At 43.8% G+C, this 26,737-nt stretch carries 29 protein-coding genes; 15 read left to right on the top strand and 14 right to left on the bottom strand.

The window, feature by feature from the left end; genetic code table 11:
* Window positions 1-13 precede the first annotated feature (13 nt).
* The 5 genes from lpoB to nadB all read right to left on the bottom strand — a co-directional run bounded on the left by lpoB (window position 14) and on the right by nadB (window position 4,640).
* Entirely contained in the window at window positions 14-628 is a 615-nt protein-coding gene (gene lpoB / locus A3738_RS22310) for a penicillin-binding protein activator LpoB (protein ID WP_156493360.1), read from the bottom strand.
* A 12-nt stretch (window positions 629-640) separates the two neighbouring features.
* The gene (locus A3738_RS22305) at window positions 641-1,042 is read right to left on the bottom strand and encodes a YcfL family protein (protein WP_068479894.1); all 402 of its coding nucleotides are present in this window, start codon (window positions 1,040-1,042) and stop codon (window positions 641-643) included.
* 26 nt (window positions 1,043-1,068) lie between these two features.
* Window positions 1,069-2,487 carry a COG3014 family protein gene (locus A3738_RS22300; RefSeq protein ID WP_082878619.1) on the bottom strand — a complete coding sequence of 473 codons (1,419 nt, stop codon included), beginning with the start codon at window positions 2,485-2,487 and terminating at the stop codon, window positions 1,069-1,071.
* A 175-nt stretch (window positions 2,488-2,662) separates the two neighbouring features.
* Window positions 2,663-2,911 (bottom strand): YdcH family protein, encoded by a 249-nt coding sequence (locus A3738_RS22295; RefSeq protein WP_068503261.1) that lies wholly within the window; start codon window positions 2,909-2,911, stop codon window positions 2,663-2,665.
* A gap of 112 nt (window positions 2,912-3,023) precedes the next feature.
* On the bottom strand, window positions 3,024-4,640 hold the full coding sequence (nadB, locus tag A3738_RS22290) for an L-aspartate oxidase (protein ID WP_068503265.1): 1,617 nt from the start codon (window positions 4,638-4,640) through the stop codon (window positions 3,024-3,026).
* 254 nt (window positions 4,641-4,894) lie between these two features.
* Between nadB and rpoE the strand changes: the two genes are divergently transcribed.
* The 7 genes from rpoE (at window position 4,895) to A3738_RS22255 (ending at window position 10,464) form a co-directional block, all read left to right on the top strand.
* On the top strand, window positions 4,895-5,518 hold the full coding sequence (gene rpoE, locus A3738_RS22285) for an RNA polymerase sigma factor RpoE (RefSeq protein WP_068500617.1): 624 nt from the start codon (window positions 4,895-4,897) through the stop codon (window positions 5,516-5,518).
* 46 nt (window positions 5,519-5,564) lie between these two features.
* Complete coding sequence (locus A3738_RS22280; protein ID WP_068480934.1) at window positions 5,565-6,110, top strand: sigma-E factor negative regulatory protein; 546 nt, start codon at window positions 5,565-5,567, stop codon at window positions 6,108-6,110.
* Window positions 6,111-6,122: 12 nt separating this feature from the next.
* The gene (locus A3738_RS22275) at window positions 6,123-7,073 is read left to right on the top strand and encodes a MucB/RseB C-terminal domain-containing protein (RefSeq protein WP_231876734.1); all 951 of its coding nucleotides are present in this window, start codon (window positions 6,123-6,125) and stop codon (window positions 7,071-7,073) included.
* 4 nt (window positions 7,074-7,077) lie between these two features.
* A complete protein-coding gene (locus A3738_RS22270) occupies window positions 7,078-7,545 on the top strand; it encodes a SoxR reducing system RseC family protein (RefSeq protein ID WP_068499849.1) in 468 nt (155 codons plus the stop codon).
* A 133-nt stretch (window positions 7,546-7,678) separates the two neighbouring features.
* Window positions 7,679-9,085, top strand: coding sequence for a DegQ family serine endoprotease (locus tag A3738_RS22265; protein ID WP_156493361.1), 1,407 nt, complete (start codon window positions 7,679-7,681; stop codon window positions 9,083-9,085).
* 14 nt (window positions 9,086-9,099) lie between these two features.
* Complete coding sequence (locus tag A3738_RS22260) at window positions 9,100-9,948, top strand: fructosamine kinase family protein (protein WP_068480928.1); 849 nt, start codon at window positions 9,100-9,102, stop codon at window positions 9,946-9,948.
* Window positions 9,949-9,993: 45 nt separating this feature from the next.
* Window positions 9,994-10,464, top strand: a complete 471-nt coding sequence (locus A3738_RS22255; protein ID WP_068480925.1) for an NADAR family protein — start codon at window positions 9,994-9,996, stop codon at window positions 10,462-10,464.
* A gap of 47 nt (window positions 10,465-10,511) precedes the next feature.
* On the opposite strand, the gene A3738_RS22250 is transcribed toward A3738_RS22255, so the two are convergent.
* Entirely contained in the window at window positions 10,512-11,099 is a 588-nt protein-coding gene (locus tag A3738_RS22250; RefSeq protein WP_068502503.1) for a PEP-CTERM sorting domain-containing protein, read from the bottom strand.
* Window positions 11,100-11,281: 182 nt separating this feature from the next.
* The gene (locus A3738_RS22245) at window positions 11,282-12,841 is read right to left on the bottom strand and encodes a bifunctional ADP-dependent NAD(P)H-hydrate dehydratase/NAD(P)H-hydrate epimerase (protein WP_068502500.1); all 1,560 of its coding nucleotides are present in this window, start codon (window positions 12,839-12,841) and stop codon (window positions 11,282-11,284) included.
* Between the two features lie 28 nt (window positions 12,842-12,869).
* Between A3738_RS22245 and A3738_RS22240 the strand changes: the two genes are divergently transcribed.
* Window positions 12,870-13,349 carry a GNAT family N-acetyltransferase gene (locus tag A3738_RS22240; RefSeq protein ID WP_068480916.1) on the top strand — a complete coding sequence of 160 codons (480 nt, stop codon included), beginning with the start codon at window positions 12,870-12,872 and terminating at the stop codon, window positions 13,347-13,349.
* A 29-nt stretch (window positions 13,350-13,378) separates the two neighbouring features.
* Here the strand turns inward: A3738_RS22240 and A3738_RS22235 are convergent, their stop codons facing one another.
* On the bottom strand, window positions 13,379-14,419 hold the full coding sequence (locus A3738_RS22235; RefSeq protein ID WP_068502499.1) for a putative solute-binding protein: 1,041 nt from the start codon (window positions 14,417-14,419) through the stop codon (window positions 13,379-13,381).
* Window positions 14,420-14,612: 193 nt separating this feature from the next.
* On the opposite strand from A3738_RS22235, the gene A3738_RS22230 reads away from it, so the two are divergent.
* The 5 genes from A3738_RS22230 to ung all read left to right on the top strand — a co-directional run bounded on the left by A3738_RS22230 (window position 14,613) and on the right by ung (window position 19,949).
* A complete protein-coding gene (locus A3738_RS22230) occupies window positions 14,613-15,413 on the top strand; it encodes a PhzF family phenazine biosynthesis protein (RefSeq protein WP_068502496.1) in 801 nt (266 codons plus the stop codon).
* Window positions 15,414-15,646: 233 nt separating this feature from the next.
* Window positions 15,647-16,471, top strand: a complete 825-nt coding sequence (locus A3738_RS22225; RefSeq protein ID WP_082868956.1) for an alpha/beta hydrolase — start codon at window positions 15,647-15,649, stop codon at window positions 16,469-16,471.
* Between the two features lie 90 nt (window positions 16,472-16,561).
* A protein-coding gene (prfB, locus tag A3738_RS22220) for a peptide chain release factor 2 (RefSeq protein ID WP_156493262.1) occupies window positions 16,562-17,660 on the top strand; the annotation gives its coding sequence in 2 pieces (ribosomal slippage) (window positions 16,562-16,636 and window positions 16,638-17,660; 1,098 coding nt in all).
* An 18-nt stretch (window positions 17,661-17,678) separates the two neighbouring features.
* Window positions 17,679-19,247, top strand: a complete 1,569-nt coding sequence (gene lysS, locus A3738_RS22215) for a lysine--tRNA ligase (RefSeq protein ID WP_068502493.1) — start codon at window positions 17,679-17,681, stop codon at window positions 19,245-19,247.
* A 9-nt stretch (window positions 19,248-19,256) separates the two neighbouring features.
* Entirely contained in the window at window positions 19,257-19,949 is a 693-nt protein-coding gene (gene ung, locus A3738_RS22210) for a uracil-DNA glycosylase (RefSeq protein WP_068502488.1), read from the top strand.
* Between the two features lie 38 nt (window positions 19,950-19,987).
* Here the strand turns inward: ung and A3738_RS22205 are convergent, their stop codons facing one another.
* The 4 genes from A3738_RS22205 to A3738_RS22190 all read right to left on the bottom strand — a co-directional run bounded on the left by A3738_RS22205 (window position 19,988) and on the right by A3738_RS22190 (window position 22,481).
* Window positions 19,988-20,821, bottom strand: a complete 834-nt coding sequence (locus A3738_RS22205; RefSeq protein WP_068480897.1) for an HDOD domain-containing protein — start codon at window positions 20,819-20,821, stop codon at window positions 19,988-19,990.
* 85 nt (window positions 20,822-20,906) lie between these two features.
* The gene (locus A3738_RS22200; protein WP_068499913.1) at window positions 20,907-21,770 is read right to left on the bottom strand and encodes a folate-binding protein YgfZ; all 864 of its coding nucleotides are present in this window, start codon (window positions 21,768-21,770) and stop codon (window positions 20,907-20,909) included.
* Window positions 21,767-22,213 (bottom strand): hypothetical protein, encoded by a 447-nt coding sequence (locus A3738_RS22195; RefSeq protein WP_068763543.1) that lies wholly within the window; start codon window positions 22,211-22,213, stop codon window positions 21,767-21,769. Before A3738_RS22195 ends, A3738_RS22200 begins: the two co-directional genes overlap by 4 nt.
* Window positions 22,197-22,481, bottom strand: coding sequence for a succinate dehydrogenase assembly factor 2 (locus A3738_RS22190; RefSeq protein WP_068500121.1), 285 nt, complete (start codon window positions 22,479-22,481; stop codon window positions 22,197-22,199). The genes A3738_RS22195 and A3738_RS22190 overlap by 17 nt, the downstream gene beginning before the upstream one ends.
* 525 nt (window positions 22,482-23,006) lie before the next feature.
* Here A3738_RS22190 and A3738_RS22180 point away from each other — a divergent pair.
* A complete protein-coding gene (locus A3738_RS22180; protein ID WP_231876733.1) occupies window positions 23,007-23,276 on the top strand; it encodes a GIY-YIG nuclease family protein in 270 nt (89 codons plus the stop codon).
* A 1-nt stretch (window position 23,277) separates the two neighbouring features.
* Here A3738_RS22180 and A3738_RS22175 read toward each other — a convergent pair whose 3' ends face one another.
* Window positions 23,278-24,501 (bottom strand): NADH:flavin oxidoreductase/NADH oxidase family protein, encoded by a 1,224-nt coding sequence (locus tag A3738_RS22175; protein WP_068502478.1) that lies wholly within the window; start codon window positions 24,499-24,501, stop codon window positions 23,278-23,280.
* 83 nt (window positions 24,502-24,584) lie between these two features.
* A complete protein-coding gene (gene miaA / locus A3738_RS22170; RefSeq protein WP_068502475.1) occupies window positions 24,585-25,505 on the bottom strand; it encodes a tRNA (adenosine(37)-N6)-dimethylallyltransferase MiaA in 921 nt (306 codons plus the stop codon).
* Window positions 25,506-25,656: 151 nt separating this feature from the next.
* Between miaA and A3738_RS22165 the strand changes: the two genes are divergently transcribed.
* Complete coding sequence (locus A3738_RS22165) at window positions 25,657-26,706, top strand: putative solute-binding protein (protein WP_156493263.1); 1,050 nt, start codon at window positions 25,657-25,659, stop codon at window positions 26,704-26,706.
* Window positions 26,707-26,737 lie beyond the last annotated feature (31 nt).

Here is a 26,737-nt window from a genome sequence, read left to right as displayed (position 1 = left end):
TTCGTTTGAAATTCTACAGAGCTAAAAACGTTTTTTCACCAGTTTTGCGGATTTCTTTTTCGCTAGCCCACTCGAGCTCTGCTGTCTCCAGATTTAGCACCTTCATCGTAAACTTGTAATAGACATCCTTTTTATCGTCATTGCGTTTTTGAATGCTCGATAAGTTTCCGTACAGCATATATTGAGCGCCGGTTTGTTTGCCTAGAGCTACTGCTTTAGCTGGATCGACCAAACCACTTTCTTGTTGATAGTTAAGCTGCTTTTTAACTTGTTCAACGGCAGTCATATCGACAAAACGGAACTTACCGCTTTGAAGAAGTTTAGTTTGAATCGAGTCGGTGATTGATTCGGTATCAATGTGTTCTGTGGTTTTGTTTTTTATTTTATCTACGAATGCAACAGGACGGCCTTGCTTTGAAACCTCAGCAACAAAGGGTGAGGCTAAAACGTCATCTACCATTTTTGTTGCGATTGATTGTAAGTCGGTCGAGCCGAATCCAATGGTCGTGGTTTCTGTTGCGGTTGCATCGCCATACGCAATTTTTTCTGAGCACCCAGATATGCCAATACCAGTCGCCAGTAATGCTGTCGCGAGGAAAAGAGGTTTAGCGTTTAATTTCTTCAACATGATTTTCTCCATTTAATCCTGTACCAAAATTTTGAATGAGGCAGCACTTGGGTTAGGGGCAACAGCTTGAACATTCTTGCTTTCATATGCCGTGATACTGAGTGGTTGCCATGGACGGCTATCGAGAGACAGTTCAAATCCATCTTTGTCTAGCCATTTGAATTTGTATTGGAATTTCGCATCGTTACGAGAGTCATTCTTAATTGTTACCTGAACTTTGAGTAGGTCTCCTGCTTTCGCGACGATTGTGTCAGTGACGGTAATATCTTGAGAAAATAAACCGCTGTTCGACTCAATAATAGTCTGTTTTTGATTGGATTCATCAATCTTAACGCTTGCGGTTTCATTGACGGCGCAGCCTGACAATAAACTAAACCCAATAAATAGGCTCAGTAGATAGTTCTTTTTACTCATAGAATGCTCTCCAAATTTTCTGTTATTTAAAGTGGAAGAACTTGCGTAATCAGTCGGTTGTTTACGTTTACAATACGGATAAAGTTCGTTTTTCCTTTTCTAATATCGACATCGAGTTCAACAGACTTTGATTTTGTACGGAACGCAAGGGTGCGCTGTCCTGATGGAAGATTAACGCGCAATGCTTGGCCTGATCGGGGAAGAGTAAGCCAAGAGCGAAGATCTGCTCGTTCAGAAATAATGCTGTAGATGTTCGCGACAAAAAGACCTAGCGCGCCGCCACTGTCTGCCGATTGTTTCTGTAGCTCATGTTTCGCGAAACCCCTCAGTACCTGACGTACGATGAGGCTAGGGAGCTGTTCTTTCAGATTTTTTACAGCGAGAGTTCCGTAGTCAGTCAGCGGGAATGTTTCGCCATAATCTACAAATTGGTCATCTCTTATCGATAGCGGAGTAGGGCGTGACCATGACTCTGTATTGGCGTAGAACGGAAACGCTACGCTAATGATTCCGCCATCGTAAAAATTAGGGATACTCAGAGCAAATTCAGTTCTTTCTGGAATAAAGCCTTGTTCATACAAAATAACGATAGAGCCTTCGTTGTCCTTGGGTGAATTGGTTTCGCCAGAACTTGATCCTCCGAGTTGGGCAGATACACGTCTAATATCTGCCTGAATAGACTGAGAGTTTGGCACGATCTCTAAAGCGAGCTTGTAATCAATTAATGCATTGTTGTACTCGCCAATGGCTTCCCAAAATGCGGCTGATGTGTAGTAGGTATACGGGCTCAAAAAGGAGCTTTTTACTGATCCCGCGATTTCATCTAACCCCGAGAACTTTTGGCTGATACTCGCGATATCTATGTTGTTTTGTTGGGCTTCTGAATGCGCTTTAGCAATCTCATCTTCATAGCGTTCGCTCAATACACGTTGTTCGAGCGCGACTTTACGAAACTCGACACTGGCACCCTCAATGTCATTTTGAGCCCAGTAATTTAGCGCTTGTTGATGATGAATGAATATCCTCTCATATCCAGCACCGCTGTATGGAATTGCGTTTTCATTTGTCAGTAAGGAGCCGCTCTTTGCGCCAACATCACTTAGTCGAACTGTAGCTTGTAAATCTTGTTTTTCGAAAGCGTTTATCACCTGATTCGCGTTATTTTTACTTCGCTCAAATTGCTCACTGAGCTGTGCAACGCGAGAGCTTTCCATCATGTAAAGCATGGCATCAGCGGTGTCTTTTTTACTCTCTAAGTTTTTGAGTACGGATTCTGATTCAGCGTTATTACCGAGCGCCGATTTCGCAGACTGTACTTGGCTTGGGTAGGGCGTGAACACAGAGGTTGATGCGCAGCCAGTGAGCGCAATGAAAAAAATACTGACGAGCCAGATTTTCGCTCCAGTAAATGAAGGTGTCGAGGTGGTGTTGGCGCTTATATTCATGCCTACAAGCTTAGTTTAATAGAATAAAAAAAGAGAAGATTTAATCGATGATTTACTGAACTGTAATAGCGTAGGAGGCTGAATGAAAACATAAAAAAAGCAGCGGGGCTAAACCTTGCTGCCAGGGTCTCCCCAATAAAGTAGATCTATACTGTCCCTAAGATCTTCTGAGGTATTAGGCTGCTGCGTGAGCTTTTAGCATGTTGAATAATTGATCTTTGAGGTTGAGGCGCGTCTTTTTGCGTTCCTCTAAATAGTCATCGCTAGGTATTTCGACGCCTTGTTCAATGCGATGTACTTCACGATCAATCTCATGATACTCATCGAATAAACGCGCAAAGTGAGCGTCTTTCATTTTTAGTTCATGGATGTCGTTACGGAATTCTGGAAGCTCGTGGACAAGATCGTGTTTTTCTATTGTCATGCTTATCTCCTAGCAATTGAAGCGATGTGTCTTGAGATAAGCATGACCTCAAATGCGACAAGAGGACTTGATGCTGATCAAGATAAAGTGCGGCTAGCTAACAAATTTTTACTTACCAATCTCGCGTCGAGAAATTCGTTGGCGTAAGAACGGTATCGTTCGCTTCGCTTTGCAGAGATGGATAGTCAAGCGTGTAATGCAGACCTCGACTTTCTTTTCTTTGAATCGCCGAGCAGATAATGAGGTCCGCTACCGTTACTAGGTTGCGTAATTCTAGAAGGTCGTTATTTACCGAGAAATTACTGTAGTAATCGAGGATTTCTTGATGCAGTAAATCGACACGATGCTTTGCACGTTGCAAACGTTTGTCTGTTCGAACAATGCCAACATAGTCCCACATAAAACGGCGCAGTTCGTCCCAGTTGTGCGAGATTACGACATCCTCGTCAGAGTCGATTACGCGTGATTCATCCCAAGCCGGCGCCTCTGGTGGTTCAGGAATAGATTTCGCTTTCTTGTTGATATCTTCTGCTGCTGCATGCCCATAGACAATGCACTCCAATAAGGAGTTGCTCGCCATTCGGTTGGCGCCGTGTAAACCAGTAAATGAAGCCTCACCGAGAACGTAAAGCTGGTTAACGTCACTTCTGCCGCGATGATCGACCATCACGCCGCCACATGTGTAGTGTGCCGCGGGAACAATAGGGATGGGTTCTTTGGTTATGTCGATACCAAATCCAAGGCAGGTATCGTATATCGTTGGAAAATGAGCTTTGATGAAGTCTGCGTCTTTATGGCTAATATCAAGATATAAGCAGTCAGCACCGAGGCGTTTCATCTCATGGTCAATAGCTCGCGCTACGATGTCGCGAGGTGCGAGTTCTAAGCGTTCGTCAAAGCGATGCATAAAACGCTCGCCGTTTGGCAAGAGCAAGTGACCGCCTTCACCTCGCACGGCTTCGGTGATCAAAAATGTCTTCGCTTGTGGGTGGTATAGGCATGTCGGGTGGAATTGATTGAACTCCATGTTGGCTACGCGACAACCACTTCGCCACGCCATCGCAATACCATCACCGCTCGCGCCATCTGGATTACTGGTGTACAGGTATGCTTTCGAAGCGCCGCCAGTTGCAATGATGACAAATCGAGCTCGGAACAGTTCAACTTCACCATTCTCTCGATTAAGAACGTAAGCACCGACACATCGATTGCCGGGTAGAAAGAGCTTTTTATGTGTAATCAGATCGATCGCAACGCGATTGGTAAATACATCTATGTGCTCAGCTGCAAGTGTTTGCTGGCACAAGGCACTAGATATCGCATGACCTGTTGCATCATCAGCGTGCACGACGCGGCGATGACTATGTCCGCCTTCTTTTGTTAAATGATAGTGTTTAGGGTTTTCTGCATCGCTATCGCGAGTAAAGTCGACGCCTTGATCTTTCAGCCATTTAATACTGACCTTTCCGCCATTTACAGTCTGTTCAACCGCATCTTGGTGACACAAACCTGCCCCAGCGATCAGAGTATCTTGAATGTGTGATTGCTCGTTATCTTGCTGATCTAGAACGGCTGCGATGCCCCCTTGCGCCCAGGGCGTCGATCCACTTGATATTTCGCCTTTAGACAAGACCGCGACACGTAAACTAGAGTCTAGCTTTAGAGCTGCGCTAAGGCCTGCAGCGCCGCTGCCAATAATAAGAACGTCGTAAGAATCAGGCGAAGACATAGAAAATTTCTTAGATTTTGTGTGTGAATAACATAGCAATGCGAGAATTTTATTCGCGCTTGGAACTTATTTGCAAACCTTATGTCATAACGCGTGTACATAACTATAGGGATAGGAAAATGCCGCACGCTTTGCGTATTGTTAAAAACGATGTTTGTGTTTCTGCTGTTGCCGTGGATAATACTGCGGATTGTCCTAGTGTAGATCAGCCGCAACCGATAGATAAAGCGAACAAAACCGTTCCCTGTAATTCCATGACGCAAGCTCCCACGCACACACAACAATTTGCGACTAATCCTGAACGCGTTGTCGATCAGAAGCTTGTTGCGCGTGCTCAAAACGGAGACAAAGCATCGTTTGACCTACTTGTGTTGAAGTATCAGGGCCGAGTCGGTGCGATTATTTCTCGATATGTGTCTGATCACCATGAAATATCTGATGTTGCGCAAGAGACGTTTATCAAGGCGTATCGTGGCATTAAAAACTTCAGATCAGACAGTGCCTTCTATACATGGCTGTTTCGGATAGCCGTGAATTGTGCCAAAAACTATCTTGCGTCTAAGGGGCGCAAGACGCCATCGGTTGATGTTGATATTGACGATGCTGAGGTCAAAGGTAATCACGCAAGCTTACAAGATATTTCGAACCCAGCAGATCAGTTGAATCGAGATCAGTTGGAGGCTCTGGTACTCCGCACGATTAAAAATCTTCCTGAAGAGTTAGGTGTTGCCTTAACGCTGCGTGAGTTTGAAGGTTTGAGTTACGAAGAAATTGCAAATGTGATGGGCTGCCCTGTAGGCACAGTCCGTTCTCGAATATTCCGTGCGCGTGAAGCAATCGATAAAGCGATGCAGAAGGCGCAGGGAGAATTAGCTTAATATGACTAAGCTAAATAGTTATATTTTGATTCTTAGGAGAGTGTAAGTGGACGATAAATTACGCGAATCGCTTTCAGCCCTAATGGATGATGAAGCGAATGAAATTGAAGTTCAGCGTGTGTTAAGCAAGGCGGACTCTGAGCAACTCAATGCAACTTGGAAACGCTACCATGCCGTACGTGATGTGATGGCTGATATGCGTGGTGATTTTAATTCAGCAACGAGCCTAGATATCGATATCTCTGCCTCAGTCGCTGCGGCGATTAGGGAAGAGGATGAGCAGGTTTCAGAGCATTCTGGTTCTGCTAAAACAGAACAAGTGGTTGTTCCTCAAAAGAGTGCCAAAATTTGGCGTTATGGTGGGGCTATAGCTGCTTGTTTTGTGTTGGCCTTGGGTTTGAATAACGAATTCGGTGATGTGGCTTCTCAAGGAGATTCTGTGCAGGGCTTGGTTGTGAATGAGTTAGACCCTTCTCAGGTGAAAAACTTTAATCAATACCTTCTTCGACATTCTGAATTGAGCGCTCTCACGGTGTCTTCTGGAATGGCACCTTTGATTCGTGTTGCTAGTGTTAATTCTGTTGGTATTTAACTGGGTTATATGATGTTAAAACGTATTTTATTCAGTCTGGTGTTAGTGCTCGTTAGTACCTCAGCGTTTGCTGAGCAAGACGCAGCGCACTGGATTAATAAAATGCGAACGGCTTCGACATATGAATCCTATCGTGGGGTTTTCATGTTTAGTCGTGGTGACATGTCTAGCTCTATGCGTGTTGTGCATCGATTTATAGACGGACAAGAGCAAGAGCGTTTGACTCAGCTTGATGGGGATATGGGAGAGATTCTGCGTCGTGGCACGCAAGTCATGTGTCTTATCAAGGGGCAGCGCTTAGTTGAACTTGATAAACCGGACTTTGCTAATCCTGTCAGTAATCGATTTGCCAATTTTATTCCTGGTCATATGCATTACACCCTGCATAAAAAAGGCTATGAACGGATCGTTAATCGATCGTCTGTTAAATTAAAGATTATGGCCAATGATGCAAAGAGATATAGCTATGCGTTATGGCTTGATGAAGACACGGGTTTGTTGTTGAAATCACAGGTCTTGGGTGTTCAAGACAAACCATTAGAGTTATTTCAATTCTCCCAATTAGAATTGCCTGCCGAAACGTTTGATTCTGATTTTGAATTTGATGTGGATAGTAGCGTTGTTTCTCACCATAAAGTGCCGATGAGTGAAAACGATATGCGTTGGCCAGAAAGACTAAACTGGACTGCTAATTATCACCCTCCCGGATTTATGGAAGTAGAATCGACTAAGAAAGCGGGTAGTGTTGTGTTGTACTCCGATGGTCTTGCGAACTATACCGTTTTTGTTGAGTTGAAGAGCAAGGCATCGTTACCAAATGGCGCGACTAAGGTTGGTGCAACAACTATGTATATCAAACCTCTAGAGTTTAATGACTCTGAATACACAGTGACGGTTGTTGGTGAAATTCCACCCATGACGGCGATGAACATCGCTGAGGGTGTTCAGCCGATCATGGAGTAGCCGCATGGCAAGTGAACGCGGTATAGTTCTTGAGCTTCGTGATCAGCGTGCTCTTATTCAGACTCAAAGAAGAAGTTCTTGTCAAAGTTGTCAGTTAGAAAACTCTTGTGGTCAAGGCTTGATCTCAAAGCTCGGCTCTGAGAAGAGCATGGAGTTTTGGGTTGATAACTCCTTAGATGCACAGGTAGGCCAGACTGTGACGATAGATTTACCAGATGAAGGCTTGCTGTACGCATCGGTCTTAATGTTTTTGGTGCCTCTCATCATAATGCTTGCATCTGCAGGACTAGCTTTCGCAACAACAGAGAATGAACTCTTTTCGATTTTCGCTGGGGTAATCGGATTGCTGTCGGGCTTTTATTTCGCACGCGTTAAAAGTCAGTCGATGCAGAATGACTCCCGTTTCGTACCAGTGCTGAACACGATTCAGTTATCTAGTGCCGAAGGTGGCGCTTGCTTTCCCTCAAAGTGATACTTTGGGCACAACTGAGTTGTGGCCCTTCTTATAAAAATAGTGCCTTACCTAAGGTTAATTTGAATCTCATTCACACAACACTAAATATGAATGTAAGAGACCTTTTGTTCCTTTAATGTTAGGAGTCGTTATGCGTCATTCCCTCGTGCAAACAGTGCACATTCTTACTTTTTTTCTAACGTCTTTTTTTGTTTTAAACGCGCACGCTAGAAGTCTTCCAGATTTTACGGATCTTGTTGAAGAGCATGCGCCTGTCGTCGTTAATATCAGCACCGTCAGTAAAACGAGAGCTGATAACGGGCAGGGCTTTCAAGGTGACATGGAGCAAATACCGGACTTTCTTCGCCATTTCTTTGGAGGGCAATCTCCTTATCAAGAGAGAGATCAGGAACGTGAGCGCTCTTCTACTGGCTCAGGATTTGTGGTGACGGAAGATGGTTATATTCTGACGAATAATCATGTTGTCGAAGGTGCTGATGAAATTTATGTGCGTTTTAATGACAGAAGTGAATTAGCAGCTGAGCTTGTTGGTTCTGATAAACGCTCCGATTTAGCGGTTCTAAAAGTAGATGCTGATGATTTGCCTACTGCCAAGTTGGGTAAATCAAAAGACCTAAAAGTAGGCGAGTGGGTATTCGCCATCGGATCTCCTTTTGGCTTTGATTACACGGTAACTGCTGGCATCGTGAGCGCTAAGGGCCGAAGCTTACCCAACGAGAATTATGTTCCATTTATTCAAACTGATGTCGCGATTAATCCGGGTAACTCAGGTGGCCCTTTGTTCAATATGGATGGGGAAGTTGTAGGTATTAACTCTCAGATCTATACGCGTTCTGGTGGTTTCATGGGTATGTCTTTCGCTATACCAATGGACGTTGCTATGGAGGTCGTTGATCAGCTACGTGGTCAAGGTTATGTCTCGCGCGGTTGGTTGGGTGTTTTAATTCAAGAGGTAAATAAAGAGTTAGCGGAGTCGTTTGGTTTGGATAAGCCGCATGGCGCCCTAGTTGCACAGGTTGTGCCTGGCTCTCCAGCCCAGAAAGCTGGGATAAAGGTTGGCGATATCATCGTTAAGTATGAAGATGAAAAAGTAGGTTTATCGTCTCAGTTACCTCACTTTGTTGGACGAACCAAAGTTGGTGAAACCGCGAGCCTTACACTCATTCGAGATGGCAAAAAACAAACCGTTGATGTTGAAATAGGTGAGTTGCCAAACAGTGCTGACAAAACTGCGAAGCCTGCAAAAGCAACAGCTCCCAAAGCAGATCGCCTCGGATTGATGGTGCAGGAGCTTGATGACGCGATTGTTAATGAAATTGGAATGACGGGAGTTGAAGTCGTTAGCGTCGAAAAAGGTGCTGCGAGTAAAGCGGGTATTCGTCAAGGTGACATCATCGCCAAATTGAATAATGAGAGCTTCGAAGACTTAGATAGTTATGAAGACTTGGTTGATGATTTGCCGGAAGACAAAGCTATTCCGGTTCTAGTTATTCGAGGTGGAAATCCTTCATTCTTGGTTCTTAAAATCGAAGATTAATATTTGAGGTATCGATGTTGCCCTTGGAATTACAGGAGTGGCTTTTTAACGAAGGCTACGACTGGCAAGATGAGCAAACAGTGCTTGGTGGCGATACCTGTGCAAATATAGTTTGTTCACATCGCAGTGAACCGCCGGTGTTTATTAAATATATGGCATCGGCTCCACCAAGCTTTTTTCAATGTGAGGCTGAAGGCCTCTCATATTTATCTAGTGTCTCTAATGTTTGTACGCCAGATGTATACGCTTATGGACAGAGCTACTTGGTTTTGGAATACATTCGACCAAATCAATTGGCAAAGGACTTTTGGGAGCAGCTTGGTGTTCAGTTGGCTGCGATCCATTCATTGACTCGTGATGAATATGGTTTCGTCAACGATAACTATTGTGGTCGAACTGTTCAGTCGAACAAACTCACGAAAGACCCATTCAATTTTTTTGCTGAGCAGCGATTAATGGTGCTTGCAGAGAAAGCATTTGATTTGAATTTTCTGGCCGTAGGAGATCTTCAAGCGATTGAGGCATTATGCTTACGGCTAGATAATATTGTGCCTTATCAATTAGCTTCGCTATTACACGGAGATCTTTGGTCAGGGAACGTTCATTCGAATCAGCTTGGGTTGCCTGTATTTATCGATCCAGCGGTGTATTACGGATGGGCTGAAACTGATATTGCGATGACGCGCTTGTTTGGCGCCTTTGATCAACGTTTTTACGATGCGTATCAAAGTGTTCGTCCGATGGAGCAAGGCTGGGAAGGTCGCTTGGACCTTTATAATTTATATCCATTATTGAATCACTTGGTCTTGTTCGGACAAAGTTATTTGCCTAAAGTGCGTGATGTACTTGCAAAGTACGCATAGCGCTTTAAGAGCGTCGTTCACTTAAACAATAAATGTGAGTATTCCGTGCTGTTTCCTGATTTAGACGAAGACACTATTTTTATTCATCGCGCTGATGACAAAGAACAATTTGGAGTGTTTTCTCCTCATTCTTTTGACTTAGAAGGTAAATCTTGGCCAACGGTTGAGCACTATTATCAAGCGATGAAATTTAGCGAAACAAACCCTGAATATGCTGAAAAAATTCGCCTAGCTAGCTCGCCTAAACAAGCGAGAAAGTTGGGACGTACGCGATTTAGAAAGATCAGAAAAGACTGGTCAAAGGTTAAGCGTGTGATGATGACGAGAGCTGTGTATACCAAGTTCAAATCATATCCCGAGATTGCTTCTGCTATACTCGATACTGGATCTGCGAAAATTATGGAAGCAAGTCAGTATGATTATTACTGGGGATGTGGCCGAGATCGACGTGCTGAAAACACGTTCGGAAAAGTACTAATGGATGTGCGTAAGAAATTGTCAGAAGAATCTGCGTAAACAAAAAAGCCCAGTTGAAACTGGGCTTTTTTATGTCTACTGCAGTATTACTTAGCTTTACGTGCTGCTCGTAATGCGATTAAACCTAGGCCAAGTAGTACGAAGGTTTGTGGTTCAGGAACTTTCTGAACTGAGATTGCATCGACATCAAAACCATCTGTGCTTTTTGAGCTAATAGTTGCGCTGATGTCTACTAAAGCAAGGTACGTCCACGTGCCATCAAATAGTACGGAACCTCCGCCATTCGCTTCGGTATTTGTGATGTCGCCAAGATGCGTGAAATCACTAAGATCACTAAAGTCATGGCTACCGAAATTGTAATTGTTGCCTACCCATACTTGCGCTTTTTCAGGGTAATGACCGCAGTCGTTACCGCAGCCAAAGGTAACTTCCCAAATAGATGATGGGCCAGTAAAGGTTTCGCCAAACTCAAATACTGCAAAGCCACCAAGACCAATCGCAGTAAACTGACCATCAGGTGAACCTAGTGCATTTGCAGGGTTGGCTCGGTCATTAGTGCCACCGATCGTGCCATTGTTTTGCCAATCAATATCCGTTGCATAAATTGCGCCGGCATTTGCATGAGCAGCCAGTGACAGCAAACTAACAGCTAAAAGTCCCTTTAATAGTTTCATGTGTTAATCCTTAAGATTGAGATGAATCAATATTGATTTGTGTTAAAAAGTAAGCAAACTAGACGCCTATATTTTTAATATATTGATTTTTATGGGTAATTTAGGTTTTCGATAATGCTGGATAGAAGCAATGTGTAAATCATTTCTAAACTTTTTAGTCGGTTTTAGAAACGAGCGTAAATTTATTTTCGATTCAGAATATGTCTTGCTCGATCTGCAAGATCACTAGCAAGCAAACCTCGTTCTCCGTGTGCGGCGGCCTCTTCATCTGCTGCATGGCTGTGAAGGCATACCGCTAATTCTATAACGTCATTGATGCTGCTTTGGTTTTGGTAAGTCTGAGCGATTAATGCTGCAGCGATTCCTGTTAACGCATCGCCCATTCCGCCTGCTGCCATGCCGGGGTTGCCGTAGCGGCATACCGTAATTAAATCGGTATTAGGATGAGTGATCAGAGTTCCTGAACCTTTCAAGGTTACGTGACAATTCAGTTTTGCTCTTAGAGCCTTAATCGCTTTTATTCGGTCTTCCTCGATATCTGTTGTGCTGCAGTCAAGTAATCGCGCAGCTTCACCAGGGTGAGGGGTTATAAGCGTATTCGTATCGAGACTTTCAATTAAAATTGGGTTTTCTGCGAGGATGTTGAGAGCATCAGCATCTAACACTTTAAAACAGTTTTCGTTGAGAGTCCGTTTCAGAAGTCTCTCGGCCCATTCGTCTTTACCCAAGCCGGGGCCGATTGCAATGACATCAGCCATCTCAAAAAGCGTGTTACTTTCGATCGGGTTATATGTATGAGCCATTACTTCTGGTTGGTGAAGGATAACACTGTTTAGATAGTCTTCATGCGTAATGACAGATGTTAAGCCGGCGCCCACTCTAGCGCACGCTTGAGATGCGATTAATATTGCGCCGCCAAATCCTTTGTTACCTCCGACAAGCAAGGCCCTTCCTTGTTTACCCTTGTGCGTATGTTGTTCTCGAGCGGGGAGTACCTCAAGTAATTCAGTAATCTTCGGTAGATGCAAACTGCTGGGAACTTCACTAAAAATGCCTTCTATAAGATTGAGATCATGAAATGCGATCTGACCAGAATAATGACGACCGACGCCCGTCATTAATCCTATCTTGTTTGCAATGAAGGTCGTTGTAAGATCAGCTTCAATGCACGCATTAAAAATGCGTCCGGTATTTGCACTTAAACCTGATGGAATGTCTAGCGAGATAGTATGGATATTGCTTTTCTCTCTTCGAACGGTATTGGAAAGCTCGATGGCGTCAGCATAGTTTGCGTCAAGATCTCTGTTTAATCCTGTTCCAAATAATCCATCTACGATGATGCAATCAGAGGTTTGTTTGTCGAGCAATATACGAAAGGTGTCGCAATTGTATGCAGCAATATGAACCTCTGTTTCATGGCATTGTTCGTAGGCTGACTTTGCATCGCCGCTTAGGGTGTTTGGGGCAACGAAGTGTATACATTGTGCTTCGAGGCCTTTTAATTTAGCGAGCATTGCAACGAGGTAGGCGTCGCCGGCATTATTTCCTTTTCCGCACAGGGCAATGACCATTTTTGTATTTGGCCAAGTTGCCAATAATTGTTCTAACGAAAAGTTTGCGGCGCGACGCATTAACTCAAAGCCAGGTATGCCATATTCTTGGATGGCTATGCGGTCTAGCTCTCGAGTTTGTTCTGCTGAAAATACAGTTTTTGGTAGTGTTTCGACTGGAGATTTCATCATTCAATATATCCCGACGCGTGAGGACTGGATGTTAATTAGAAATATTGAAGCATCTGATAATTCTATTGTATCGCAACTTATTCGCGATGTGTTGACGGAGTTCGGCGCTAATCGACCCGGTTTTGCATGGCAAGATCCTGAGCTTGATGCAATGTCTCACGCGTATGAAACGCCTGATCGAGTCTATAAGGTGATAGATCTTGAAGGGCGAGTTGTTGGCGCAGGAGGAATCGGACCCTTCTTGAACAATCAATATGATCGTTGTTGTGAACTTCAGAAAATGTATTTGGATGCAGGGCAGAGAGGCAAAGGATTTGGTCGATCGTTAATTGAAACTTTATTGCAGTCTGCTCGAGAGCTTGGTTATGAGTATTGCTATCTCGAGTCACTATCAACTATGAAACAGGCGATCGCTCTATACGAGATACAAGGGTTTAAGAAGCTTGAAGGGCCACTAGGAGCTAGTGGCCATAATGCTTGTGATGAGTGGATGCTGCTAAAACTTTAAATCTGACTAGCAGCTTCTTTAGCTGAAGTTTATTCTTTTCGTGCTGCAGAGCACTCTGCATTTTCGGGCTCAAGTTTGCAGCGCACTTTTCGCATTAGTTTGAGTGTTCTTGAGTCATATATTCCCATTTCACCTAACTCAATGCGGCTCTGACGAAAGTCTTCTACCCAATAGTCATATAGATGTTTGGGTATCTCAATCCAATACTCTTCCGGAATTGTGGCCTCAGGGTCGACTAGCCATTTGACGAAACGGTTGTATTCTCGCATGGCTTGATCACGTGCTTTTTGCGCAAATCCTTCAGGAAACTTTTCCCATCGCGCAACGACTTGCATGGTGATGAACAAAAATGGCTCTTCGTATATACCGCCATTTGGTTCCAAGCCTTTATGCATTTCAAATGGCTCGTATACGATTGCGGGAGCAGCGGTAAGGTCGACACTTCCGTTATTGAACTTTAAGATCGAATTGAAAATGGTTGAGCTAACTGGCGTGATGCCGTGTTTCTTTGATAAATAAGCAGACTCAGGTATGTCATCTAGTACTGCCATTCTTTTACCAGCGAAGTCACCAGGAAGGAGAATTGTTCTGTCGCGTGTAAACATGAAAATTGCGCCAGCTGGACCGATCGCAAAAATCTCATACTCACCATTACGCATAAGTTTGGAAGCTTTCTTTGAAGAAAGAGATTTAAGGACAATGCCCATAGCTTCGTAACTTGGGATTGCTCCAATCGCACCGAGACTTCCTGTTAAGGAGTTAAACTCCCGAGCACGAAAGCCCAGCATATTTACTGCGTCACAGCGCCCTAATTTGAATTCTTCAATCGCAATGCGCTCGTCCTCATAGACCACATAACTGAGGTCAACGCCCCAGTTCGCGGCATGAATCTTAGCTTCGGCCATGATCTGGCCGACAGGGCCCGCTTTGCCGATAGGATCCCAAACACAGGCGAGAATAGGGATTAAGTTTGTGGCTTTTCCGCCTACCGTTTGATTAGCCGTAAGGGCAGTACTGGTGAGCGAGATACTTATGAAAATGAGAGTAAGGACTGCTTTCTTAAAAATCATATTGATGGCACTTTTTATTTTGATCAGGTGAAGTGTACTGAGCGTAGGAAGCGGTGTCGTGGATTGCCGCACAAAACCTGAAAAACATCCCTAAATCTGTACTGCTTATACTGCCTTAAAGGTGTATTGATACTCTACGCCTATTCATTGCTAGGATAATGTTTTATTCGGCCAAGCAAGGAGAGGTATTTTGATGAACATCGATATTTATCAAGTAGATGCATTTACTGATACGATTTTTAAAGGAAATCCTGCTGCAGTCATTCCTTTAGATGCGCCTATCGAAGAAGTGCTCATGCAGTCTATTGCCGCCGAGAACAATCTTGCTGAAACAGCATTTTTTTACCCCATTGATGGTGGGTATCACTTGCGATGGTTTACTCCGACTGCAGAAGTCCCCCTGTGCGGGCACGCCACGCTCGCAAGCGCCTTCGTTGTCTTTAAGTTCCTAAAGCCTGAACTAAATAGTATCCGCTTTAATTCAGCGAGTGGTTGGCTAGTCGTTAATAAACGAGCATCGGATCTCGAGTTAGATTTTCCTTTGATTTCCTATGACTCCATAGATTTGCCTGAGTCAGTGCACAGGGCTTTGGGGGGTAATGTTATTGAAGCGTATCGAACAGAAGGTGACCCTAATTATCTTGTCGTGTTGGAAAGTGAGACAGCGGTACAATCGATAGATCCCGATATTCGAGCATTGAAAGACGCGGCAGAGGTTGGCGTCATCGTAACTGCACGTAGCGATATATCTAGTGTTGATTTTGTTTCTAGATATTTTGCGCCAGCAATGGGAATAGATGAAGATCCAGTCACAGGATCAATTCATTGTGTGCTAACGCCTTATTGGTCAGAGCGTTTGAACAAAAAAACGCTTCAGGCTAAACAGCTATCGGAGCGGCAAGGGGAGCTTGAATGTGGATTGCGCGAAAGCCGAGTTTTGATTCGAGGGAAGGCGACACTCTTTATGAAGGGCGCGCTGCATTTGGATATTTAGCGTTTATTGGTATTAGCCTTTCACTTACTCTTTACATGGTTCATGTATAAATTTCTATTGTGGACGGCATTCTGTCTTAAGTGGCCAAGCTTATTAAACGGTATTGGCAAATGGAATGCCTGAGAGTAGGATTTACGCCGCTTTGCGTATTGCTTGAAGCACAGCTACGATTTAAACGCGGCGATTAAGGAAACAATAATAAGAAACGATAAGGGATTTATCACTGAGAGTAGATGACCATGGTTTACCTTGAAGATCAAATTGCCGCTCAAGACGGCCTTCAGCTAAATGTTTATCGATGGATGCCTGAACAGCCTGCTCACGCTGCTTTAGTTATCTCTCACGGTTGGAGTGAGCACGCAGCGCGTTATCATGAATTAGCGACATGGTTTACTCAGCAAGGATTTGAAGTGCATGCTCTAGATCATCGGGGGCATGGTAAGTCTGAAGGCAAGCGCGGTCATGTTGATGCATGGACAGATTACACGCGAGATCTCGAAACCTTGCGTCAAACCATTTCGCACGAATATCAATACATTCTCGGACACTCAATGGGGGGTATGATTGCTGCGCTTCACTTACTTGAATATCCAAACCGCTTTAATGCCGCTGCCCTGAGTGGTCCAGCAGCAGATGTATCCTACAAAGTTCCTGTTCTTAAAAAGCTCATCGGTAAGATTATGAGTGCTTGGTACCCAAGCTTGGCGCTTAAAAATAAGGTTGACCCTAATATTGTCTGTGGAAATCCAGACGTTGTACGAGCTTATATGAATGACCCGTTAAATCACGGTCTCGTATCGGCGCGATGGTTTAGTGATTATCTACAGCAGATCGAACGCCTTAAAAAAGAAGCGGCTAGTATTCGAGTGCCTGTTGCTATCTGGCATGGCGAGAAAGATGAGTTGGTGGCTCCATGGGTCGGTAAACAGTTGCACGAAGGTCTTCAATGCTCGGGCAAGCAATTTCATACCGTTGAAAACGCCTTGCACGAAATTCTATTCGAGCAGAATTGGCAGTCTTTGGCTGGCGATATGAAAGTCTGGTTAGAGCAGTATTAAATTCACAATCACAGGCCGCTATGTATTGGCGGTAATCGTAGCAAAAGTGTAGAATACGCGCCTTTTTACGATTGCCCTCAAGGACTGTGAATGCTTGAAGTAAATCCTATTGTTCAGAAGATTAAAGAAATGCTCGAGCGTGTTGTAACGCTTAGGGGGTATCTTTGACTTCGATACCAAAAATGAGCGCTTAGTTGAAGTTACGCGCGAGCTAGAAGATCCTGCTGTCTGGGACAATCCCGAAAATGCGCAAGCGCTTGGTAAAGAGCGTTCAAGTCTCGAAGCTGTTGTCACTACCATCGAAGATTTAGAAAGCGGATTGAATGACTGCCAAGACCTATTAGATATGGCGGTTGAAGAGCAAGACGAGGACGCTGTGAACGACGTTCAAAGTGAAATCGAAAGCTTAGAAGAAAAGCTAGCTACTCTTGAGTTCCGTCGTATGTTCTCTGGCGAAATGGATCCCAATAACGCGTACTTAGATATTCAATCTGGTTCGGGCGGTACTGAAGCACAAGATTGGGCATCGATGATTATGCGCATGTATTTGCGTTGGGGTGAGCAAAAAGGGTTTAAAACTGAGTTAGTTGAAGTGTCTGATGGAGAGGTCGCAGGTATTAAAAGTGCGACCATTCAATTCACAGGTGAATATGCTTTCGGCTGGCTCAGAACAGAAACAGGTGTGCATCGCCTAGTTCGTAAATCACCTTTTGATTCGGGAAATCGTCGCCATACTTCATTTGCTTCTGTGTTCGTCTCCCCAGAGATTGATGACAATGTCGACATTGAAATTAACCCAGCAGATTTGCGTATCGATACATATCGATCAAGTGGTGCGGGTGGTCAGCACGTCAACACGACGGATTCAGCGATTCGTATCACGCACGAACCTTCGGGTATTGTTGTTCAGTGTCAAAATCAGCGTTCACAGCATCAGAACAAAGACAAGGCCATGCAACAGTTGCGTGCCAAACTCTATGAACTTGAGATGATGAAGCGTAGTGAAGCAGCACAAGCCTTAGAAGAGAGCAAATCGGATATCGGCTGGGGAAGCCAAATCCGTTCTTATGTACTAGATTCTTCTCGTATTAAAGATTTACGTAGCAATGTCGAAACTAGCAACTGCAATGCAGTGTTAGATGGCGATTTAGATCAGTTTATTGAAGCTAGCCTCAAGCTAGGATTGTAATTTTATTCGGAACCAAACATGTCGAACGATGTAAAGTCAGAGCAAAGCCTATCTATTGAAGATGAAAACAAGTTGATCGCAGAGCGAAAAGCGAAACTTGAGCAGTTGCGTGAAGGTAGTAAATCGAACGGTCACCCCAATGACCACCGTCGTGAGAACTTAGCGGGTGATTTGCAAGCGCAGTATGGTGATAAGAGTAAAGAAGAGCTTGTTGAGTTAGCTATCCCTGTTGCTGTTGCCGGGCGCGTTATGCGTCGTGGTGGCCCGTTTGTAGGCATTCAAGACGTATCTGGCTCAATCCAGAGTTATGTGGGCAAGCCTATCCAGAAAGAATCGAAAGATTGGGCCAACCTAGATCTTGGCGATATTGTTGGAGCAACCGGCACGCTGAGTAAATCAGGTAAGGGTGACTTATATGTTGAAGTTACTGATGTCGCTAACTTCCGTATTTTGACGAAATCTTTGCGTCCTCTGCCTGATAAATATCATGGCTTAGCGGATCAAGAAACAAAGTATCGTCAGCGTTATGTTGATTTGATTGCTAACGAAGATACGCGCAACACCTTCATGATTCGTTCGAAGATCGTGAGTGCTATTCGCAATTACTTAGCTGAAAAAGACTTCATGGAAGTTGAAACACCAATGCTTCAGGTGATTCCAGGTGGTGCGACGGCTAAGCCATTTGAAACGCACCACAATGCTTTAGATATCGACATGTTTTTGCGTATCGCGCCAGAGCTATATTTGAAGCGTTTAGTTGTTGGCGGTTTTGATCGTGTGTTTGAAATTAACCGTAATTTCCGTAATGAGGGGCTGTCAACGCGACATAATCCTGAGTTCACAATGATCGAATTCTATCAGGCGTATGCTGATTACCACGATTTGATGGATATTACCGAAGATATGCTGCGCACTGTTGCTTTACAGGTATTAGGTACTACCGATATCAAGAGCACGAAGAAAGATGCAGATGGCAATGTGGTTGAAGAGACTTTATATGATTTCAATCAGCCGTTTACACGCATGACCATGGCTGAGGCTGTGTTGAAGTACAACCCTGATTTTGACGCTGCGGTGATCAATAACCCTGAGTCGAATATTGATCAAATGAAGGCTTATGCGAAGCAAGTTGGTGTGCCTGATTCACCTCAGCAAGCGACGTGGGGCGCAGGAAAATACTTGTGCGAGATCTTTGAAGAGACTGCTGAAGAGAAACTTGATCAGCCAACATTTATCACCGCGTACCCTTGGGAAGTTTCGCCTTTGGCACGCCGTAATGACGATAACCCATTCGTCACTGATCGATTCGAATTCTTCGTTGGTGGCCGTGAATTAGCGAATGGCTTCTCAGAGTTAAACGACGCGGAAGATCAAAAGCAACGTTTCTTAAAGCAAGTTGAAGAGAAAGATGCGGGTGATGATGAAGCGATGCACTTTGATGCTGATTACATTACGGCACTTGAGTATGGTTTGCCGCCAACCGCTGGTGAGGGTATTGGTATTGACCGCTTAGTGATGCTGTTTACTGATTCGCCAAGTATTCGTGATGTTATATTATTCCCGCACATGAAGCCGCAAGGTGCGTAACTCATTGCAATGATGATCAAGGAAGAAGATTTATCAGCGTCTTGGAAGACGATAATAGGGGAGCAATTTACGCTCCCCTATATGCGTGAGCTAGATTCTTTTCTTGATTCAGAGCTCGCCGCTGGAAAAACTATTTATCCCGCATCAGATCTTCTTTTTAGTGCCTTAAATGCAACTGATTTTGAAGATGTTCGCGTTATCATTTTAGGGCAAGACCCTTATCATGGGCCAAATCAGGCACATGGTCTGAGCTTTTCTGTTCAGCCTGGTGTAAAAATTCCACCTTCTCTGATGAACATTTATAAAGAGCTTGAAACCGACATTGGATGTCCGATTCCGATGCATGGTTATCTACAAGAATGGGCAGAGCAGGGTGTTTTATTATTGAATGCTGTTTTGACGGTAGAGCAGGCGAACGCAAATGCGCATCAAGGAAAGGGGTGGGAGCAGTTTACAGATGCGATTATCCGCAAACTAAATGATGAACGAGAGAACCTCGTGTTTATATTATGGGGTAGCTACGCTCAGAAAAAAGGGCAGTTCATTGATACGTCGAAACACTGCGTATTAACGTCAGTGCATCCTTCACCATTATCTGCGCATCGAGGTTTTTTTGGGAGTCAGCCTTTTTCAAAGGCTAATCGGTATTTAGAGGAAAATGGGGTTTATCAAATTGATTGGAATCTGCCGTTCTTTCTATAAATTAGAAGGGCAGACTCCGGTTGCTGTGAAAGCGAAAGCTACATACTTAGAAGAGCCATTGCTGCTTCCATTTCTGCATTTAAATCTTCATCTTCATGTTCAGGGTCAGGATTAATCCCAACGCGCTCAAAGGCCGATACTTGGTGATAGTCCATCTCAGTGTAGTGATGATCTGTGCCGTTATAGCTTTGAAGTAAAGACACCATAACAAGATCTGCATAATCAACTTGCGCAACGGTACGCGTGAAGTTTGTGCACTCTTTCGGAACGATCGCAAGCTCTGCCGGGAACGACCATTTAGTAAGGATTTTGTCACCGACGAGGGGCTGAAGCTCATCTAATAGGTTATCTAAAATAACGCTATTGATCTGAATATCGTTGTCTTCGACAAACTTTAAAACAGGCAGAGCGCCAATCGAATGAATCAATCCAGCTAGAGTTGCTTGGCCAGGTTGAAGATGTTTGTGCTGGCGAGCGAGTACGGTACACATGCCTGCAACTTCGGTACTTTTTTCCCAGATCTCGCGCATACGTTTATCGATCATATCTGAGGTGGCTTGGAACATCTGCTGCATAGCCAAACCCATTGCCAAGCTACTTGTGTACGACATTCCTAGTCGACTAACAGCCATGTTCAGGTTAGAGATTTCGTTATTGCCGCGAAATAGTGGGCTGTTGCTCACCTTAATGATTCGAGCAGAGAGTGCTGCGTCTTTTTCAACAACGTCAATCAGATCGCCGATACCAGAGTCTTCTTGTTCTGTCACTTCACGCACGTTAAGCGCAACCTCGGGTAGTGACGGTAGAATTAGGCGATCATCATCGATAGCTTTGGTAATGGCTTCGACGATCTTACTTGCGAGTTCAGACATGCTTACACTTACCTCAAAAACTAATAACTTTTAGATATACGTAAGTGTAGAGCAGAATTACAATAAAGCGTGTAAATTACTGTTTTTAGTTAGGATTGTAATGTAATTCGAATAACTCAGCTTTTACAGATTGATTCGAATTTAGATAAGCGACGTTACTGTCTTTTACTCGCTCGATATCGCAAACAGCTAGGCCTAAGGTATCGTTTTCATTCGTATGAACGCGAACAATCTCTCCTAGTTTTTTACCAGCTTCATCAAAAATATTTTCTCCGGGAAGTAGGCTTGCAGATTGCCCAGATTGAAAGCGATACATACGCTTCTTCGCTTTCCCAAGAAATTTCATACGCGCGATAATTTCTTGCCCAGTGTAGCATCCTTTTTTGAAACTCACCGCACCTAAGTCTTGAAGATTCAGATTTTGAAGAATAAATGTCTCGATGGTTTCAGGATATAGTTCTGGGATTCCAGATAGGCAGTCCTGCTTATACCACTCGTTGAGTAAATTAGGGTCTAAGGTAATTGGCGCGTCTGCCTCATTCAGTTGCCATAGTTCTTGTCGTTGTGCGTCGACTTGGCGAGTAAGACCGAAATTCGTGTTTTGCAGCACGTGTTCATCTTTTAAATTCGACTCGTCGAAAACGCCAAACACTTTTGCATGTTCAAGCGTTTCGATCTCGCATTTAAAAAAGACTTTGTATTTACTCAAAGTATCGACGCCTTGTTGGCGAACGCTTTCATGTACTTTTATCAAAAAACCGTCTTCGATTCTGGCGATGACGAACAACCAATACATGCGCCCTTTGGCGCTGTTAGCTGTGCCATAGGTGCATTGAAGCGGTGCTAGTTCAGTTACGTCGCAACTAAATTGGCCCTGCAAAAATTTCTCAGCATCTGGGCCGCTTACTTTGATTAATGAATAGGGGAGTTGTACACCTGTCTGTATCATTTTGTCGCTATCGTTGAAGTTGTTTGTGAAAGTTCTTTGTTATGCCGATCGTGAACGTATAGTCTGCGATGGTGATCTTTTTTACTGCTCGTTAGAGGGCTCAAGCAAATGATGTATTTCGCACCGCTATTAGTGGCTAGTACCAGAATCGCAAAGGCGTGCGTGAGCCAAACTGAGCTATGAATCGAGATTGGTAAGTAGTGTCCATCGCGACGATAAACGAGTTTTTTCCCCTCAATCATGAGAGCATTGTTGTGTGCGTGAGATTTGAAAACCGAGTAAGTTAAATAAGCATTAGTCCCTATGGCGATGCATGCAGCACCTGCACTAAATAATGAGGCTTCTGCGATTATCAACATAGCTAGTGCCACGATGCTAGGTAAGGTTAATATACCCAGCATTGCGTAGGACTGTTTAATGGTGATATTAACTTGGTTGAACACGATCCAATATCATTTTTACCATGTAAGCATGGTCTGCATTGTCCGGTACGCTCTTTTGCATGAACCACTGGAAGAGCTCAGTGTCTTCGCATGTTAAGAGGTCTTCGTATTTTGCTTTATCTTCTTCAGATAGATCTTTGTAGACTTCCTTCAAAAAGGGAACCAACAACACATCTAGCTCGAGCATCCCTCGGCGGCTATGCCAAAACAGACGATTGAACTTAATCGTTTCTGGGCAATCTTGCTGAGTATTGGCTTGGTTTGACATAAGGCTATCTCTAACTGTAAAGAGTCGAATTATAAGAATGCTCGCGCGCACTAACAAGCATCATGAGCGATGATTATAATTTTATTTCTATACGGTGGCCGAGGTGTTCAGAGATTCATTATTCACTAAAAATATTTAGAATCCCACCGACTCCATTTTCGATCAATTCAGTGATTAAAAATGGGATGATCAGGCCTGCTATCAAAGACCAATAAATTGAAAAAAGAAGAGGGTTTTCTGGTTGTTTAAATGTTGGCCAAACATGTAAGTAAAACAAACACTGATAAGCTAGTAGGCCTAATGCGAGTATAGCTAGACCTAAACCGATGATTGGAAATGTATTGGATGCAAACCACATCAACAATGACAAAACTAATGTTATGGTGATTGAAAGATTTTTAGGTCTGATGAGTTTATCGTTTCGAAACATAAGTAATGCAATATGCGATGGCTGAGTACGACGGATTATATGTAAAATCTGCCTAGTGTTTTATATGTTTTGTTGATTAGATGTGGATGAATGTCGTGGAACAGCGCTGGTATGTTTATATGGTTGAGACTGAGTGCGGTGTCCTTTATACCGGAATCTCAACAGATATTGATCGCCGTTTCTCAGAACATTGCGCTGTATCTAATGGTGGAAAGCAGGGTGCTAAGTTCTTTAGAGGCAAAGTTGCGAAGGCTGTCGTATACCGTGAACAGTGCCTGAATCGAAGCGAGGCATCGAAACGAGAATATGTAATTAAAAAATTAAGCGCCGCTAAAAAAAGAGCTTTGATTAACGGCGCAGACTGACTTAAGCGCGTCTTTTCTTAAATGCGTGTCTACCCACCGAAAATAGTGTTTGGCCTACGGTAGACCATGCATTCAAACTCGGTTTAGGAAGTTTTCCATCACCCATTCTCGCGAGTTGGAATTCGTACCATGTGATCGAAAGCATGGCCATTTGATCCACACTTTTTACGCCCGTTGTAGGTTCTTTCCAGTCGATTCTATATGAGGCGTCATCTAATAGTTTTTGTCCGACTTTAGGGTCGATCGCAAGTGGACGCGCTAGCCCGATCATGTCACAAGCGTTTTGATCGAGAGCATGTTGCATTGCTTCTGCTGAACGGAATCCTCCGGTTACGACAAGTGGTACGTTTACTTTGTCGCGGATTGATTCTGCGAACTCTAGAAAATATGCTTCTCTTTTTTGCGTACTTTCTGCGATTTTGTGGCCCATCATTTTAGGACTTTCGTAGGTGCCACCAGAGATTTCAATTAGATCAATGTTCAGTTCACCAAGTCGAGAAATAACCTGCATGGCTTCTTCATGACTGAACCCGCCTTTTGAATAATCGGCTGAGTTGAGTTTAATACCTACTGGGAAATCATCGCCGACTGCTTTTCTTATTGCGGAGTAAACGCTTTCAACAAAGCGCATGCGATTTTTTAATGATCCGCCCCATTTGTCCTTCCGTTGATTGTGGTGGGGGGAGAGGAACTGACTAACCAAATAGCCATGTGCGCCATGGATCTGTATGCCATCAAATCCTGCTTCTTTAGCGAGTCGCGCGCTGGTCGCAAACGCATCAATAATGTGGTTGATCTCATTATCGTGCAAAGCGCGGGGGCAATTGAAAGATGCTTGCAGTGCGCCTCCTAGAGGAATCGCTGATGGCGCAACAGGCTCTTTGCTTAGGAATTTAGGTATTTGTTTACCTGGATGATTTAACTGCATCCATACTTGAGTACCGTTCTTTTTTGCGGCTGTAGCCCAGGCTCTAAAAGCTGCGAGGTCACTTTGTTCATCTAATACAACGTTCTTAGGCTCACCTAAAGCGGTTCTGTCTATCATGACGTTGCCCGTGACAAGTAAACCTGTGCCTCCTAATGACCATGCTTCATATAACTTAGATAGACGTTTATCAGGATTATGTTGCTTGTCGCCAAGCTGTTCGCTCATGGCAGACTTGAACAAACGATTTTTTATTTCAGGCTTATTGTTTGGACTAAATGGGCTATTTAATGCAGGCATACATCATACTCGTACTTTGATTTTATTAGCGAGCGAGCAGGATACTTAGTTCTATTTGCGAGCGATAGAGCACGGCCGTATTTCTAAATGTTTTTCAGAAATGAACTAACTATCTTTGAGCCTTGATCAAAGAGAGAGTTTTGTGTGTCCAGCCAATGGATTTTTACGCCTTTCTTCTCGATATTGCGAAACCACTTTTCCTGTTGTTTCGCAAACTGATGAATAGCGCTGCGTAGCTTTTGATGCATGTCGTTCAAGTTCATTTCTCCAAGTAGATGTTGAGAGATAAACCGATACTCTAAGCCGTAATGCTCAAGTGCTTCGTGTGAGACACCATCTTGAATAAGGTTTTCTACTTCTTCGATCATACCTTCTTCTAGGCGCGCCGATAGGCGCGCACTGATTCGTTCACGAGTCACTTCTCTTGGAAACTGCAGGCCTATAACGCAAGGCTCAAAATCGGGCCAATGTACGCATGGGCTACCAGATTTCTCTGCTAAAGCGATTTCTATTGCGCGAATGGTTCTGTCTTTATCAATTGAGTCGGTCTCGTTGTGAAGACTAGGGGATAATTCGTGAAGCTGGTGTATAAGCTGTTCGTGCGATTTTTCTTCTAATTCTGAACGCAGCTTTTTATCAATCGGGGCTGAGGTTAATGCATAACGCTGGAGTGTCGCATCCAAATACATTCCCGTTCCACCAACAAGAAAAGGCAATTTATTACGAGATATGACTTTTTCAAAAGCGGAAGAGAAGTCTTGCGCATACCGAAAGAGATTATATTCCTGGCCCGGCTCGGCAATATCAATGAGATGGTAAGGAAGATCACCGTATTCTTGAAGATCCTTCCCCGTTCCGATGTCCATACGACGAAAGACTTGTCTTGAATCTGCGGAGATAATTTCGCCATTAAATTGTTTGGCGAGCTCAATCCCTAAACGAGTTTTTCCATTTGCGGTAGGCCCAAGGATCACGATTAGAGGTGTTTTTTTTTGAATTTGCATGATCTTGTTCAAAGTTTGCGCAGAATGATTTGATGCTTGAGGAGTGCACTATTAATGTAGTGCCCCCTTGAAGCTTCGCAGCAATGTTAGCAGGCTTTATATGCATTTGTTGACCACTGTTTATTAAAATAACTCGGCAGTGGAACCAATAATGATAGCGGTTACATTTTCTATGAAAGCACGGACAAGCTTATATTCGCGCGATACAGTGATACGTTGTTTCGTAATAACGTTGTTACTTTCAGTATTTGCATCATCTGCACATGCACTTGAGCGTAAAGTGTTTTGTGTATGGGATCCTGTCGGCCGCAGTGGGCCTGTCATGGCGTTTTATTCAGATCTTATTCCTAAAGCGCAATCCTGGGGCTTAAGTATACGGTTCATCGCTTATACAGATGAAAAAATCGCAGCAAATGATTTCAAAGCGGGAAAGTGTGACGCCGTCTTGCTAAGCGCTATTCTATCGCGTCAGTTTGTAAAGTTTGGCGGAACGATGGATGCCATCGGTGCGATTAGCTCGCAGCGAGGTTTGGAAACTGTATTAAAAACCTTAGCCAGACCCAAAGCTGGAAGGTTAATGACTCAGGGAAAGTATGAGGTTGTCGCAACATTCCCTGTCGGCTCGATGTACGCTTTTGTGAATGATCGATCCATCAATAATATAGGTGATTTTTCTGGGCGTCGTATCTCTGTTTTGAATAACGATCCACAAGCTATGAAGTTTGCCAAACTTGCTGGAGCAACGCCCGTTGCAACGACCCTTTCTACTTTCGCTCCCATGTTTAATAACGGCAACATAGACATACTGCTTATGCCCGCGCTTGCGTATAACACCTTCGAGTTGTATCACGGTTTAGGAAAACGAGGTGGCATTATCGATTACCGATTGTATTACGGCATGTTGCAGACGGTGTCACGCAAAAGTGCGTTTCCTGACGATTTCGGATTTAAAATGCGTAAATATATTTTTACGCGTTTGAAAGCGATCGATAAATTGGTTAGTGATGCCGAGAAAGAAATACCGGCGAAATATTGGATTGGGGTCGATCAATTTACGAAAGATGATATTGACCACTTCAGTAAACGTGTTCGCTTGGCCTTGAAAGACGATAAGGTGAATCATCCAACAGCGCTTAAATTATTGTGGAAGATACGTTGTCGACAAGACCGAAGTCGTGGTGAATGTGTCAGACCAGAATAGCGAAGGAATAAAAACCAAAAAAATTAAAAGG

The sequence above is a fragment of the Oleiphilus sp. HI0066 genome, assembly GCF_001635725.1.
This window is presented reverse-complemented; position numbering and strand designations above follow the sequence as displayed.

Coding starts and splice junctions, on each gene's coding strand:
- A3738_RS22265 (WP_156493361.1), top strand. CDS start 7,679: ATGCGTCATTCCCTCGTGCAAACAGTGCACATTCTTACTTTTTTTCTA.
- A3738_RS22230 (WP_068502496.1), top strand. CDS start 14,613: ATGAACATCGATATTTATCAAGTAGATGCATTTACTGATACGATTTTT.
- A3738_RS22200 (WP_068499913.1), bottom strand. CDS start 21,770: ATGATACAGACAGGTGTACAACTCCCCTATTCATTAATCAAAGTAAGC.
- A3738_RS22295 (WP_068503261.1), bottom strand. CDS start 2,911: ATGACAATAGAAAAACACGATCTTGTCCACGAGCTTCCAGAATTCCGT.
- A3738_RS22225 (WP_082868956.1), top strand. CDS start 15,647: ATGACCATGGTTTACCTTGAAGATCAAATTGCCGCTCAAGACGGCCTT.
- A3738_RS22260 (WP_068480928.1), top strand. CDS start 9,100: ATGTTGCCCTTGGAATTACAGGAGTGGCTTTTTAACGAAGGCTACGAC.
- A3738_RS22245 (WP_068502500.1), bottom strand. CDS start 12,841: ATGATGAAATCTCCAGTCGAAACACTACCAAAAACTGTATTTTCAGCA.
- A3738_RS22250 (WP_068502503.1), bottom strand. CDS start 11,099: ATGAAACTATTAAAGGGACTTTTAGCTGTTAGTTTGCTGTCACTGGCT.
- A3738_RS22190 (WP_068500121.1), bottom strand. CDS start 22,481: ATGTCAAACCAAGCCAATACTCAGCAAGATTGCCCAGAAACGATTAAG.
- rpoE (WP_068500617.1), top strand. CDS start 4,895: ATGACGCAAGCTCCCACGCACACACAACAATTTGCGACTAATCCTGAA.
- A3738_RS22305 (WP_068479894.1), bottom strand. CDS start 1,042: ATGAGTAAAAAGAACTATCTACTGAGCCTATTTATTGGGTTTAGTTTA.
- A3738_RS22300 (WP_082878619.1), bottom strand. CDS start 2,487: ATGAATATAAGCGCCAACACCACCTCGACACCTTCATTTACTGGAGCG.
- nadB (WP_068503265.1), bottom strand. CDS start 4,640: ATGTCTTCGCCTGATTCTTACGACGTTCTTATTATTGGCAGCGGCGCT.
- A3738_RS22275 (WP_231876734.1), top strand. CDS start 6,123: ATGTTAAAACGTATTTTATTCAGTCTGGTGTTAGTGCTCGTTAGTACC.
- A3738_RS22240 (WP_068480916.1), top strand. CDS start 12,870: ATGTTAATTAGAAATATTGAAGCATCTGATAATTCTATTGTATCGCAA.
- miaA (WP_068502475.1), bottom strand. CDS start 25,505: ATGCAAATTCAAAAAAAAACACCTCTAATCGTGATCCTTGGGCCTACC.
- A3738_RS22235 (WP_068502499.1), bottom strand. CDS start 14,419: ATGATTTTTAAGAAAGCAGTCCTTACTCTCATTTTCATAAGTATCTCG.
- ung (WP_068502488.1), top strand. CDS start 19,257: ATGATGATCAAGGAAGAAGATTTATCAGCGTCTTGGAAGACGATAATA.
- lysS (WP_068502493.1), top strand. CDS start 17,679: ATGTCGAACGATGTAAAGTCAGAGCAAAGCCTATCTATTGAAGATGAA.
- A3738_RS22205 (WP_068480897.1), bottom strand. CDS start 20,821: ATGTCTGAACTCGCAAGTAAGATCGTCGAAGCCATTACCAAAGCTATC.
- A3738_RS22270 (WP_068499849.1), top strand. CDS start 7,078: ATGGCAAGTGAACGCGGTATAGTTCTTGAGCTTCGTGATCAGCGTGCT.
- lpoB (WP_156493360.1), bottom strand. CDS start 628: ATGTTGAAGAAATTAAACGCTAAACCTCTTTTCCTCGCGACAGCATTA.
- A3738_RS22175 (WP_068502478.1), bottom strand. CDS start 24,501: ATGCCTGCATTAAATAGCCCATTTAGTCCAAACAATAAGCCTGAAATA.
- A3738_RS22165 (WP_156493263.1), top strand. CDS start 25,657: ATGATAGCGGTTACATTTTCTATGAAAGCACGGACAAGCTTATATTCG.